Below are 13,275 nucleotides of genomic sequence, written 5' to 3'. Positions count from 1 at the left end.
CCGTTAGCGGAAAGGAACTTGCTGACCAGCTCTCCCGGCTCGCCGATCTGCGTAGCTCTGGCCTCCTCTCTGATTCAGAATTCGCCAGCGCGAAGGCCCGACTCCTGATGTGACATCAGCCTGGGAAGCCAGGCATCCATACCCGAAACCAGACATTGGAGGTGGCGCTCGTGTTGCGATCAACGATTCCCGTTCCAGTCCCCGTAGTGAGGGCCGTACCGACCCATCCTGTCCCGCCGGGCTCGAAATTCGAGTCCGGGCAACGAGACGCAAAGATGGAGTGCCCTCATGTCACTCCATGACGACACCAGGGTCCCTGGCAGCCCGGAGCAGGAAGAAATACTCCGGTTACGCGCCGAAGTTGCACGGCTTCAGCACGAACGCGACGACGCCAGAAAGACCAGCCTGAGACCTCACGGGCGGGGAACAGGTTTGGCGCGCCGGATTGTCGCCATTGTCCTAGTGGTTCTGACTGCGGTCCTGGCCTGCGCCGCAGTTCCTGCCCTGTATCTGCGCAGTGAGGTGCTGGACACGGACCGCTACGTGGCCACAGTCGCGCCTTTGGCCTCGGATCCTGCCATCCAGGCAGAGATCACCGACAAGGTCACCACCCAAATCACCACGGCAGTGGACGTTGACGGCATCACCCGGGATGCGATGACGGAACTCGGCAAAGTCGCACCGCGTGTGGCCGCAGTGATCACCGGGCTGGCGCCGGCAATTGCTGAGCAGACAAAGTCCCTGATCCGTTCGGCTGTGTCCAAATTCGTCGCCAGCCCGCAGTTCCAGGATCTTTGGACCCAGCTCAACCGTGTGGCGCACCAGGGAATCGTCAACCTTGCTACAGGAAACACCGGCGGCACCGTCAGTATCGATCAGAGCGGCACCGTCACGATCTCGACCAAAGAGATTATTGCCCGGGTCAAGACTCTCCTCGTCGAGCAAGGGGTGGACATCGCCGCCAGGATTCCGGAAATTGACACGCAGATTGCCCTGCTGCAGTCGCCGGAACTGGTCAGGGCGACAGACGCCATCCAGACACTGGACCGCACCGCCCCGATACTGGCATGGCTGACCGCGCTGAGCGCCGTTGGCGCCATTGCAGTGGCGCCACGGGGCTGGAGACGGCGCACCACCAGCCGCGTCGGGTTGGGGATAGCAGTGGCCATGGCAGTGCTGGCCCTCGGACTTACTATCGGCTTGGACATCTTCCTCGGAACGATCCCATCGGCCACAGTCTCCCCCGCTGCGGCTCAAAGCCTCGTTGATGCCCTCCTGACGCCGCTGCGGACCGGCGTGCGGTTTGTTTTTGTCGTGGCTTTGCTCATTGCCCTGGGCGCTTTCCTCACCGGTCATTCGCGCCCGGCCGAGTCCGTCCGTCAAGGCCTCGCCCGGACAGGAGATTACCTGACTGGAAAGGTCGGCGGCGGCCAGGCCCAACCCTGGCAGCACTGGCTGGCCCGGTTCCGGCGGATCCTGGAAGCCGCAGTCCTCGGCGTCGCCGTGCTAGTGCTCATCCTTTGGCAGTACCCCACGGCGGCCGTGGCCATCTGGACGGCAGTCCTTGCCGGGCTGGCAATTCTCCTCATCGAACTCCTCTGCCGGCCTGCCGTCGTCGCTGCGCACACGACCGGCGCTGCGGCCGTCGCCGAACCCGTGCCGGGGGGGCCGCCGGAGGATTCCCAGCCAACGCGCCCCATCCTCTGAAGACATGTCAGTCCTCGCAGTTTGCGGGGCTTCCACGGTGCACGGAAGCCCCGCACGTGCTGGCCGTTTTGCGGGGCTCCCAAGGTTCACCAAACGCTTGGCGCGGTGCTGGTGCTAGGCGGCTGAAGGCGAGAACGAGAACACATCTTCCCCACCGCCGTGCACGACGACACAGGTGGCGTCCGGTACCTCCCGCCAGGCACCGCGGAGATCGCCCAACGGCTCGGACAGGACTATGCGGGTATTGTCCGAGAGCTCCTGGAGGACCGGGTTGTCCGGATACTGGGCGCGAAGCGTGGAGACATCAGTATTGTGGAAGAGCGACCGGGACCGCCCTTCGCTGGAGTACCGAAATGCCCACGTGGTGTCGCCGTCGGTAGTTGCCACGGTCATCTGAATCGGGAATTCGATTCCGCGGCGCCGTCCGACGTCCTCGATGAGTCCAACCGCTGCGGAGACCCCTTCGAGGGGGTCCCGTTCCAGACCGAAGGTGAGTGCGAGGAAGAAGAACATTTCCGAGTCAGTTGATCCCTCGATGTCGGGATAGAGCGCGGGATCCACTGCCATGGCCAATTCACGCTTCACTGTCGGAAAGTCCGTGATGAGTCCATTGTGCATCCACAGCCATCGGCCGTGCCGGAACGGGTGGCAGTTCGTCTGTTGGACCGCGGACCCGGTAGTGGCCCGGATGTGCGCGAACACCCGGCCGGCTGATGCCTGCGATGCGAGCTCGCGCAGGTTTCGGTCATGCCAGGCCGGCTCAGTGCTGTGGAACGCTCCCGGAAATGCCGCGGTTCCGTACCAGCCGACGCCGAAGCCGTCCCCGTTAGTCGTCTCAACGCCCAGGCGTGCGTGCTTGCTCTGCATAACGAGCGAATTGGCGGGTTTGTAAAGGAGCTCATCCAGTCGCACGGCAGACCCCGAATACGCGAGCCAGCGGCACATGTCATTCTCCTTCTACTCAGTCCGGAATTCCCCCACGATTCCATCAGTGCCACGGCGCCTGCGCATCATCTTCCGTGGGTGACCCGCCCGCGGCAAGAAGTCTTTCCGTTTACTGGCTGAGCACGCGCTGCTTGAGCGCTGCGAATTCTTCGGCCGTCAGTGCGCCGTCATCCATCAAGGTCTTGGCTTGGGCGATCTGTTCTGCCTGGTTGGTTCCGGCCGCACGGCGGATATATTCGTCAAAATCCTCCCTGGCCACGTCGCTCCGGGCAGCCTGCCGCAGGGACATGGACTGCCCATGTGCGATGAGGTATGCCAGACCCCCGATGACCGGCAGAAAGATCAGAAAGAGGACCCAGACAGCCTTGCTCCACCCGTTGCGGGTCGAATCAGCGAAAATGTCTTTGACGATCAGAAAGAGCACCATCAGGTAGGAAACGTAAAGAACAAAAGAAATCATGAGCCAAAAGAAATCCCAGAAGGTCATTTAATTTCCTCTCAGCCAACTTGCTGCATTGTTGATTCCAATCTGTCTTTATGCCAGCCGCGATCACACGCCCCGCTCCGCGGGCAACCGCCCTGACTTGACCGCTTGGCCCAGCGCCGCATGATCGGCTTCTGTTTGGTCCGCATAACTCCTGGCCCAGTCCGCCAGCGCATCATCAAAGACGTCGCTGCCGCCCAGATACCCGAGGATAAAGGCGCTGCCGGCGCTTTGGGAGTGAGCCCGCGCGAGGAGCCCTCCGCACAGCCTGCCGTAGTCCTCCGTCTCTTGGGCGTTCATTTCCGCCAGCGTGAAGGAACCCTTCATGTCACGGAATTGGCGAATGTAGAAGTCCCGTTGCCGTCCGTCGTCCCCCGTCACGTCCTTTATCCAGCCCAGGAACGGATCCGACTGCGCCTGCAGGATTCGTTGGGCACCGACCACCCGGAATCCCTGCCCGCGTGTGGTCAGGCTCTTCTCGACCGGCTCGGGCGCGTGGAGAATGCGCCCGTGGGTCTCCAGGACCGACTTTCCGGCTTCCTTGGCCTGCAGAAACAACGGCTCGCCCGCGGGACCTTCAAACAAGAGCACCCAACTGCGCGTTCCTACGCTGCCGACCCCCACGATCCGCCGCGCGAAGTCCACCAGGCGGTACTGGCTCATCAACAAGGAGGTATCCGGCCGCAGGGTACTCCGGTACATTTCCACGAGGCCCTCCATCGCCTCGTGATCCATAACCTCCGGGTGCCGAACTATCGGCGGCTGGTCGACGATTCGGGGTTCACCTGATTCCGTGGTTGCTGTCAGCTTGGTGAGCACCTGTTCAGACGTTCGCTGCCGGGCCTTCTTCTCCTCTGTCTTGATTCGTTTGCGCGCCGCCGACTGGCGCGCGTCAAGAAATTCCGCATCCACTTGGAAGTAGTAGCGTTCAGTCGCCGTATGGCTGTACAGCGTTTTGAGCGCCTGTCGATAGTTGCGAACACAGGACTTCACTGCCGTGCGGCATTGTTCCTCCGTGTGGGAACTATTGCGCCCGTTCAGCCAGATGCTCGCGGCGAGGCGTTTGACGTCCCATTCCCAGGGCGCCGGGTAGGCTTCATCAAAGTCGTTGAGGTCGAAGATCAATCGTCGTTCCGGGCTGGCGAAGAGCCCGAAATTGGCCAGGTGCGCGTCGCCGCTCGCAATCAGGGTGTGGCCGGTGACCGGGGAATCGGCAAAATCATGCGCCATGACAGCGGCCGCCCCGCGGTAAAAGGAAAACGGGGTTTCCAACATCCTCCCCACACGCACCGGAATGAGTTCAGGCAGGCGGGTGGCATGTTGCCCTTCGAGGATTTCCACGGGGTCCCGCTCCGGCAACGTGAGGGTCGCGAAGTCACGGCGAGGCAGTAAATTCCGTGCCTCCCGCCCTGCTGCCTGGGCGCGGGCTATCGACTCCTTATGCGCCGGGCCTGGTTCGGTTTTCACGGCCGGCCCGTGACGTAAGTGAGCGGAAATCTACGCGCTCGAGGCTTACACAAGGTCAGTGATTTGATCAGTTCTATGGCTCGCATGTCCGCATCATTGCACAGTCATCGCCGCTCCGGAACGGCCCTCCGGCCTCAATCCTGCCCGTCTCCTGCCCGGAGCGGTACGGATAAGTTGGGCACGTTTCGTGGCGCCATTCCCTGGCTGCCGCGCCGTCCGATATCACCCCCTGCGGGTGATACGTAGGCCCGACTCCGGGCTAACGATGGTTCTACCTGCCAGTGATTGGGCTGCCAGGCGAATGCCCATCTGAGAGGGGTTTCCCGTGTCGAGACCACAACCAGTCCGCGCACGATTGCTGGCAATCGGTGTAAGCGTCGCGTTTCTCGCCGGGTGCAGCACTGCCAGCCCGCCAGCAGGGACTTCCAGCCCACAGGCAAGTTCGTCCAGCCCGCCAGCGGGCACTTCCAGCCCGCAGCCGACTGTTTCGCCGGCCTGCTCCTCCGCCGACTCCTTTGCAGCCGCACTAACAAGCTTCAAGGACACGCTAAAGAAGCCAAGTTCCACGTTGGAGCAGGTCCATGCGGCACGGGACCAGGTCGCGACGACCTACAACGCCCTCATCAAGGACATGGGGAACGCGGCCAAAGATCGTTTGGACGCAGTTACAGCGGCCGAGGACAAGTTTACTGCCGCCGTAGCCGACGTGCCCAACGACGCAACCCTCGCCGAAGCCCTTGATTCCCTGCGGGACGAAGCAGCAAACGTCCAGGGCGCGCTGAGCGACCTTGCTGCTGAGGTCAAGTGCTAGGGCCGGATTTCTGCGAGGATCTGCCGTTCGCCTCAACCCCAGCCAATGCTGCGTCCACGGCAACGCCACATTAAATGAAAGTAGGGAATCCAAATGAATTTCTGGGACAACTTCTGGGACATTTTCTGGTGGTTCTTCGTCGTCTATGCGTTCTTCGCATTCCTGTACGCGCTGTGGCTCGTCATTGCCGACGTTTTTCGTGACCGTCAGCTGAACGGCTGGTGGAAGGCCGTCTGGATCGTCTTCCTGGCATTCCTGCCCTTTTTGACGCTGCTGGTGTACATGGTTGCCCGCGGCAAGGGCATGGCCGGGCGGTCCATGGAACGGGCCCGTCGGGACCAGCAGGAAGCAGACTCGTATATCCGCAGCGTCGCCACAGCGAGCCCGACCGAGGAGATTTCCAAGGCCAAGGCTCTGTTGGACGCCGGAACCATCAGCCCTGATGAGTTCCAAAGGATCAAGACCAGGGTGACAACCTGATCCGTCCGGTCGATCTAACAGCCCGCGACGTCTACTCGCGAACATGATCCTCGATTCGGTGCCACGTAAACACGTCCAGGAGGCTGTCCAGATGAAGGAATACCCACTGATCGCGGATCATGGTCTTATCGGTGACCTGCAAACGGCTGCGCTGGTAGCCACGGACGGTACTCTCGACTGGTTTTGCAGTCCACGTTTCGACTCTCCCAGCATTTTCGCGGCTCTGCTGGACCGTTCCCGAGGCGGCCACTTCAGTACCCGGCCTCTCGACAAGGCCTTCGCCACGAAGCAACTCTATTTACCCGACACGGCTATTCTCGTCACTCGGTTTTTGACGGAGGGCGGGGTTGGCGAACTGATCGACTTCATGCCAACCACCGGCGAGTCGGCGAGCGAACAGCACCGCCTGGTTCGCATGCTGCGCTGCGTGAGGGGACAGATCTCCTTCGACGTCGAGGTGGCGCCCCGATTCGACTACGGCCGGCGGCCGCACCGCCTGAGTCTCAGCGGCGACGGCGCGATCTTCGATACCGGCGGAATCCGCCTGGCGCTCAGCCTCATCCGCGAGGAAGGCGACGACCGACCCGGACGATACGAAGCCACAGGTGACGGTGATCTGCATGTCTCCCTGAGCCTCGACCAGGGCCAAATGCGCGGCGTCGTCCTGGAGACGGGTCCGGAGGTTGTGCCTCGCGTCATGCGCCCTCCCGAGGCCAAGCGACTCGTCGACGACACCGCGCACTACTGGCACGACTGGGTCAGCCAATCGACCTATGCCGGGCGCTGGCGCGAGGAACTGGAGCGGTCGGCCATCACCCTGAAACTCCTCACCTACGCGCCAACCGGCGCCCTGGTGGCCGCTCCCACCGCCGGGCTGCCGGAACAGGTCGGTGGGGAACGCAACTGGGACTACCGCTATACCTGGATCCGCGATGCATCCTTCTCGGTGCGCACCCTGATCAGGATGGGTTTTGTTGACGAGGCTGCCGCCTTCAGCCGGTGGCTGCGCGACCGCATTACCGAGCGGCTGGGGAGCGACACCGGTCCGCTCAACATCATGTACCGCGTTGACGGCAACCCCGAACTTCATGAGGAAGTCCTGGCTGATTGGGAAGGCTATCGAGGCTCCCATCCCGTGCGGATCGGAAATGGCGCTGCCGGGCAACTTCAATTGGACATCTACGGAGAAGCGCTGGACGCCGTGTACTCCCTTGACCGAATCGGAGACGGAATAGGGCAACCCGGATGGCTTGCCATCTGCGAACTGCTGGAGTGGCTCGCCGACAACTGGGACCAGCCGGAAGAAGGAATCTGGGAGACCCGGGGCGGGCGGAAGGACTTCACCTACGGGCGTTTGATGTGCTGGGTCGCGTTCGACCGGGCCATCCGGCTCGCCTCAGCTCATGGCCGTCCGGCACCCCTCGCCCGCTGGATGGCCGAGCGTGACGCTATCTACAACCAAATCATGGACAAAGGCTGGAACACCGAACGCGAGGCATTCGTGCAGCAATATGGCGACACCGTTCTCGATGCGTCCCTGCTGAAGATGCCACAAGTCGGCTTCGTGGCACCGAGTGATCCCATCTGGCAGTCGACCCTCCGCGCAATGGATACGGAACTGGTCTCGGACAGCCTGGTATACCGCTATGACCCAGGTGCATCGCCCGATGGTCTCCGCGGCTCCGAAGGTACATTCTCGCTGTGCACATTTCTCTACGTCGATGCCCTGGCCCGGGCAGGCCGGCTGGATGATGCCCGCCTTACCTTCGAAAAGATGCTGACCTACGCCAACCACCTCGGCCTTTACTCCGAAGAAATCGCGCCTACAGGTGAACAGATCGGCAATTTCCCCCAAGCGTTCACGCACCTCGCCCTCGTTGATGCCGCCATTACCTTGAACGGCCGTCTGGACGACGCGGCGGGCAAAAGCAGTCGCGCCGACCGAACACGGAGGGTGCCACCCGGCCCCTACTGAGCGGACCGCCGCGACTCCAGACCATTTCCGAGGCGAACGAAGGAGAACTGCATGGAGCCGGAATCAGCGGAATCGTATCCACGTCCTGGACTCCCCCGTTCCGCCATTGTCCTGCTCACGCTGGCCTGCGCGGCTGTTGTAGCCTTCGGCCTTGCCGCGATGCGGGGGATTGTCACCCCCGTGTTCTTAGCCTTTGTGCTTACGCTCTGCGTTCATCCTCTGCGGCGCTGGATGCAAGGCAACGGAGTGCCCCGGGGAATCGCCACGGGATCCACTATCGCAGCAGTCTTGGCCTTGCTTACGGGATTCGCTGCGGTCTTGGTTGCCTCGCTCGCCCAGTTCTCCGCGCTGTTGCCGCAGTTCGCCCCCCAAATGGCCGAATTAGCAGCCTCCATCTCCCGGCTGCTGGAGTCCGTGGGATTCGGCCCCGAGCAGACTCAGACAATCCTGGAGGGGCTTACCCCCGGCCGCATTATCGGTTTCCTGGGTGGCCTCCTGGGGAACATCGCAGGCCTTGTGGGCAGCCTCGTGATCATTCTGACGATGCTGATCCTCATGGCGGTAGATGGCTCGCGCGTGCCCGCCTTGCTGACCCATCTGAACCACCACCGGCCCGCCCTCGTCGCCGCCTTTAACGGCTTTGGCGCCGGCGTTCGCCGCTATATGATCGCCACCACCGTCCTCGGAGTAGCCCAGGGCCTCTTCAACTGGCTCGTCCTGATCATCCTCCAGGTCCCGGGCGCGCTGCTCTGGGGACTGCTCTCCTTCATTTGCAGCTTCATCCCCAACATCGGCTACTTCATCGCGATCATCCCGCCGCTGTTTTTCGGATTCCTCACGGGCGGATGGCCGACGTTCATTGCTGTCATCGTCATCTATGGCGGGATCAACAGCGTCATCCAGTCCATCATCCAGCCCAAATACGTGGGCAACGCGGTGGCTCTTAGTGAGACGATAACGTTCGTCTCCGTCCTGTTCTGGGCCGTCATCCTGGGACCTGTCGGCGCCATCCTGGCCGTGCCCCTGACTCTCCTTGCCCGCACAATCCTCCTCGACTCCGACCCCACCATCGCCTGGTGGCGGCCCTTGACGGGAGACAAAAAGGCCCTTGAACTAATCCTCAAGCAAGAAGACGACGCGATCCGCGCCCGCCGGGTCCGACGGGGACCGGACAAACCAGATCTCGGCAGTTCTCCGGCGGTATGACATGCCGTCGGACTATTGTCCAGGCCAGGTGACTGCCGCGTGCTGAGCGTCATCCCGAGCCTGGTGCTTTTCGCCTTGGCAGGCGCGATCAGCACTGTGCCCGTGAGCATCACCATCATGATCCTGCTTTCCCCCAATCCCCGCCGCGGGGCTCTGCCCTTCCTAATTGGCAGTGTTGCCGGATCGATCTTGGTTGTCGGCCTGTCAGCTGTCGGGATGCAGTTGCTGCCGGTGAGGCCGAAAATTGGTCAGGACCAGCTCCTGGCCTGGCTCGGCCTGTTGGTCGGCACTTTTCTTATTGGCTACGCCGGATACCTTTTTGGGCACAGAAGCCAGACCGACAGCGCTGTGGTTGGGAAGCTTAAAACGAGGTTTCAGTCCGCACACCCTTGGGAATTCGTGCTCCTGGGTCTGGGCCTGAATCTGCGCCCCAAGGCCATCCTGCTCGCAGTGACCGCCGGTGCATTGATCAGCGTCCGGGAGCCGCCGCCGTTCCAAGGAACCTTGTTGGTCCTCGCCTATTCCGTCGTAGCCCAGTCTGCAGTCGTCGTACCAATCGCCGTGTGGTTACACTCCCCGGAGCGGGCCGAAGTGCCCCTGACCGCCATCTACACGTGGATGCAGCGAAACGGTCGCACGATAGCGGCGATCGCCGCCCTGACGATCGGCGTGTTCATCATCGGCTACACCATCATCCAGCTCTGATCGGGCCGAGCTGGTCCCTTCCGGGCTGCGATGGGAATCGCCGGGACGGTCCTGCTGAACGGCTGCTGTTAAACCATCACGGTGCTCTTGATCTTTTCGAACTCGTCGGGGCTGATCGTTCCAGCGTCCAGAAGAGCCTTGGCTTTGGAAATCTCCTCAGTGGGGCTCGCAGTGGCGACCTGGCGGATGTACGCATCGGAGGCCTCCTGGTTGTGGCGGCCCCGTTCCATGGTCCGTTCGGTCATGCCCTTGCCGCGGGCAATCAAGTACACCAGCACACTCAAGAAGGGTAAGAAGGCCAGGAGTACGAGCCAGACGGCTTTCAACCAGCCATTCAGCTCTTGGTCGCGAAATATGTCACCAATCACGACGAATAGCGCGTACAGGAAAGCGATGAATGCGTACACGCAAAGGAACCACCAGAATATATTCCAAAAGTTCTCCCAGAAACTCATTCAGCTTTCCTACTTTCAGTTGAGGCGGTTTGGTGCTGCTACGCAGCCAATGGGTGTCGGAATGGAGGTCACCGCGTGCCCGGGTCACCCGCCTGGCGGCCTGACCACTGGCCGGTATACACATTTTCCGCCCGGAATCCTGATAGATTCCTCATGCGCTGGGGGTGAACTCCGGATGGGATCGGCCGTCTGCCACAGCTCAACCCAGGATCGCGTCTTCCCCTGCACCGGAGGGCTTGGGATCCGGGAGCCGCATCATGCGCAAGGACGTGAACAGTCCCGCGAGACCGGCCAGTATTGGCACCGATAGCGCGAGCTGGAGAGCCAGGGGCCGCGCATCCGTGTTGATGCGGATAATCTCGTTCCGGACTTCCTCCGTTTGGCCGGCGAGGAGTGCCTCGAGCTGGGCATCACTCATGACCTGCGCATCCTGTTCCAGGCTCTGCGAGACCTGCTGCTGCTGGTCGGGCGCCAGAACCGTACTGGACGTCGCCATGCCGATGAAGATGGAGGAGAGCGATGCCAGCATGATGCCACCCGCAAACGCGAGGCCGAGCGATAGACCGAATGACCCTGAGGCCGAGTTGACGCTGGCGGCCTCGCTGACACGCTCGTCCGAGACAGGGGACAGTGTGTAGTTGTTGAGCTGGGACACTAATAGGCCCAAACCACTTCCGGCGATGACAAGCGGGAGCAGGAGCCACCAGCCGGAGTCCGCCCGCGGCACGATCGGAACCAGCACCACCAAGCCCACGATCAACAGCAAGAAACCCCACCGGATGAGGCTTGCCGGGCGACGCGCCCCGGCCCTTTTGCCGGCGAGCATTGCAACCGCAAACATGGTCAGCGAGAGTGGCGCAATCGACAACCCGGCCTGCATGGCGTTGTAGCCGAGCACCATTTGGAGGTAGATGGGCAACACGATCATGGTGCCGCCGAGAGCGACCTGCTGAAGCATTTGTCCCGTGGCGCCAAACCGGAACGCTTTCGATTGGAACAAGTCCGGGTCCAGAAGTGCGGCCTTGTTGCTGCGCTTGCGCCGAAGAAGCCAATAGATCAGCCCGCCGAGACCGACCGCACCCACGGCCAGGAGCGCCCCTACAGATTCACCACCCTCCTGCCAGACCAGGATGCCAAGTACAATTCCGCCCATCCCCACAATTGAAAGGACCGATCCGACGATGTCCAACGATCGGGATCCCACAAAAGGCACGTCCTGAACGAGCTTAATCCCGGACAGCACGACCGCGATGATGAGCGCCTCGAGCATGAAGGCGACCCGCCAAGACAGGAAAGTGGTGATAAACCCACCGAGCAGGGGCCCGACCGCCGCGGCTACAGCAGCCGAGGCACCCACCAGGGCATAGACCCGTTTCTGCTCCGCACCCTCGAAATTTCCATGGATAAGGGATTGCATGGCGGGTAGCAGGAGCGAGGCACCGAGCCCGCCGATCACGGCCCAAAAGATGATGATCGGGAGGAGGCTTTGAGCCAACGTCATCGCCACGGCGCCGATCGCATAACAGACCAGCCCGATCACGTAGGCGCGCTTGCGGCCGATCAGATCCCCAATTTTTCCGCCGATCAGGATGAAGGCGGCTGATACCAGTGCTTCAAGCGCAATCGCTGATTGGAGCCCGCTGACGGTCGAGTTGATGTCCTTAACCACGGCAGAGATCGAAACGTTCATGATCGACGTGTCCACAACAAGCACGAACATCGCCATGGCGAGCAGCATCGCGAGTCTGCCATTGAACGGCGCTGTCTGGGTGTTGCCGGCGTTTGGCGAGGTCATCTGCGGTCGTCTCCCCGACTTGTCGGATGTGCTGCTCCCCCCAACGCTAGCTACCCGGCCCGGTGGCCAAATCATTCCCGGCGGGTGAGCTTGGAGTCACGCTGTTACTCCTGTTTGTCTCCGCGCTCCTTCTGCACCGTAGCCTGCTCCGCCTCCACGGCCCGGAAGACGTTCCCGTGGATTCTATCCTCGCCGATGCGCTCAATCGCGGCGTCCCTGGCCAGGGTCGCCCGGACCGCCGGCTTCAGCCGGGCTAGTCGCAGGGTGATGTCCGACTCGCAAGCGAGGTCCACGATGTCTGCCAGCTTTGCTGCTCCCTGGGAGTCGACGAAATTGATTCCGCCGCAGTCGAGAACAATGCCTGTGAGGCCCGGAGTTGAGTGGATGGTCTCGCGCAGGCGATCCTCCAGGGCGTCAGCCGTGGCGAAGAAGAGCCCGCCGTCGAACCGGACGACGGCGATGCCCGGAATCACCTCGTCACCGGGGTGCTCATCGGATTCGCGGAAGACCTGCGTACCGGGTTCACGTCCGAGGGACGGCATCCCCGGATGGGTGGCCACCCCGACAAGCCAGATCAGTGAGAGGCCGATCCCAATGATAACGCCCGCCAGCACGCCGAAAATGAGGGTGCCGACAATGGCTGCGATGGCGATCCAGAAATCGAACCGTTGCACCCGGGCCAGCCGTCGCATCTCCGGCACATTCATCATGCCCATGACGACGGCTTCGATGATCAGCGCGGCAAGCACGGGCTTGGGGAGGTTCGAGAAGAGCGGCGCCAGGAACAGCAGCGTGAGCAGCACAGTGACACCGGAGGTGAGGGAGGCCACGCCGGTTTTTGCTCCGGAGTGGTCGTTAAGGGAGCTCGCTGACAGGCTCGTCGAGACGGGCATCCCCTTGAGGATTCCCGCGGCCGCGTTGGCGAACGACTGGGCGATGGACTCCTGGTTGATGTCAATCTGGTATCGGTGCTTCGCAGCGAACGCCCGCGCATCCCCTGCTGTCTGGGAAAAGCCGATCAGAACCAGGGCCACCGCCGCGACGGCGACAGTTCCCACGTTGTCCCACATCAGCTGGCCGTCCGGGAGCTCCGGAGACGGTAACCCGCTGGGCACGTCTCCCACCAAGGCCACACCCTTGGCCCCGAGATCGAACACCGCTGCCGCTAGCTGTACTCGGCCAGGACGTTGGTTGCACGGTGAAAGGGTGAAGACCTCTTAGGTTGGTGGTTACCACACACACCGA

At 62.2% G+C, this 13,275-nt stretch carries 13 protein-coding genes; 7 read left to right on the top strand and 6 right to left on the bottom strand.

Annotation, left to right across the window (positions count from 1 at the left end):
* Both BJQ90_RS22875 and BJQ90_RS08875 read left to right on the top strand, forming a co-directional pair.
* A partial coding sequence (locus BJQ90_RS22875; protein WP_413463661.1) for an SHOCT domain-containing protein occupies positions 1–113 on the top strand: 113 nt, incomplete at its 5' end.
* Positions 114–288: 175 nt separating this feature from the next.
* Positions 289–1,707, top strand: a complete 1,419-nt coding sequence (locus BJQ90_RS08875; protein WP_226759930.1) for a hypothetical protein — start codon at positions 289–291, stop codon at positions 1,705–1,707.
* A 114-nt stretch (positions 1,708–1,821) separates the two neighbouring features.
* Here the strand turns inward: BJQ90_RS08875 and BJQ90_RS08870 are convergent, their stop codons facing one another.
* From BJQ90_RS08870 to BJQ90_RS08860, 3 genes are all read right to left on the bottom strand, one after another.
* Positions 1,822–2,652 (bottom strand): class II glutamine amidotransferase, encoded by an 831-nt coding sequence (locus tag BJQ90_RS08870; RefSeq protein ID WP_226759929.1) that lies wholly within the window; start codon positions 2,650–2,652, stop codon positions 1,822–1,824.
* 109 nt (positions 2,653–2,761) lie between these two features.
* Positions 2,762–3,139: a PLDc N-terminal domain-containing protein gene (locus BJQ90_RS08865; RefSeq protein ID WP_226759928.1), complete on the bottom strand. Its 378-nt coding sequence runs from the start codon at positions 3,137–3,139 to the stop codon at positions 2,762–2,764.
* Positions 3,140–3,202: 63 nt separating this feature from the next.
* A complete protein-coding gene (locus BJQ90_RS08860; protein WP_226759927.1) occupies positions 3,203–4,477 on the bottom strand; it encodes a DUF2252 domain-containing protein in 1,275 nt (424 codons plus the stop codon).
* 694 nt (positions 4,478–5,171) lie between these two features.
* On the opposite strand from BJQ90_RS08860, the gene BJQ90_RS08855 reads away from it, so the two are divergent.
* The 5 genes from BJQ90_RS08855 (at position 5,172) to BJQ90_RS08835 (ending at position 9,780) form a co-directional block, all read left to right on the top strand.
* Positions 5,172–5,414, top strand: coding sequence for a hypothetical protein (locus BJQ90_RS08855; protein ID WP_226759926.1), 243 nt, complete (start codon positions 5,172–5,174; stop codon positions 5,412–5,414).
* A 93-nt stretch (positions 5,415–5,507) separates the two neighbouring features.
* Positions 5,508–5,894, top strand: a complete 387-nt coding sequence (locus tag BJQ90_RS08850; protein WP_226759925.1) for an SHOCT domain-containing protein — start codon at positions 5,508–5,510, stop codon at positions 5,892–5,894.
* Between the two features lie 43 nt (positions 5,895–5,937).
* A complete protein-coding gene (locus tag BJQ90_RS08845) occupies positions 5,938–7,869 on the top strand; it encodes a glycoside hydrolase family 15 protein (RefSeq protein WP_226759924.1) in 1,932 nt (643 codons plus the stop codon).
* A 51-nt stretch (positions 7,870–7,920) separates the two neighbouring features.
* Positions 7,921–9,075 (top strand): AI-2E family transporter, encoded by a 1,155-nt coding sequence (locus BJQ90_RS08840; RefSeq protein ID WP_226759923.1) that lies wholly within the window; start codon positions 7,921–7,923, stop codon positions 9,073–9,075.
* A gap of 39 nt (positions 9,076–9,114) precedes the next feature.
* On the top strand, positions 9,115–9,780 hold the full coding sequence (locus BJQ90_RS08835) for a GAP family protein (protein ID WP_226759922.1): 666 nt from the start codon (positions 9,115–9,117) through the stop codon (positions 9,778–9,780).
* A gap of 68 nt (positions 9,781–9,848) precedes the next feature.
* Here BJQ90_RS08835 and BJQ90_RS08830 read toward each other — a convergent pair whose 3' ends face one another.
* The 3 genes from BJQ90_RS08830 to BJQ90_RS22710 form a co-directional block, all read right to left on the bottom strand.
* Complete coding sequence (locus tag BJQ90_RS08830; RefSeq protein ID WP_226759921.1) at positions 9,849–10,235, bottom strand: SHOCT domain-containing protein; 387 nt, start codon at positions 10,233–10,235, stop codon at positions 9,849–9,851.
* 199 nt (positions 10,236–10,434) lie between these two features.
* Positions 10,435–12,030, bottom strand: a complete 1,596-nt coding sequence (locus BJQ90_RS08825; RefSeq protein WP_226759920.1) for an MFS transporter — start codon at positions 12,028–12,030, stop codon at positions 10,435–10,437.
* Positions 12,031–12,134: 104 nt separating this feature from the next.
* A complete protein-coding gene (locus tag BJQ90_RS22710) occupies positions 12,135–13,187 on the bottom strand; it encodes a SulP family inorganic anion transporter (RefSeq protein ID WP_226759919.1) in 1,053 nt (350 codons plus the stop codon).
* Positions 13,188–13,275 lie beyond the last annotated feature (88 nt).

The sequence above is a fragment of the Arthrobacter sp. SO3 genome (assembly GCF_020532825.1).
Taxonomy (GTDB): Bacteria; Actinomycetota; Actinomycetes; order Actinomycetales; family Micrococcaceae; genus Arthrobacter.
This window is presented reverse-complemented; position numbering and strand designations above follow the sequence as displayed.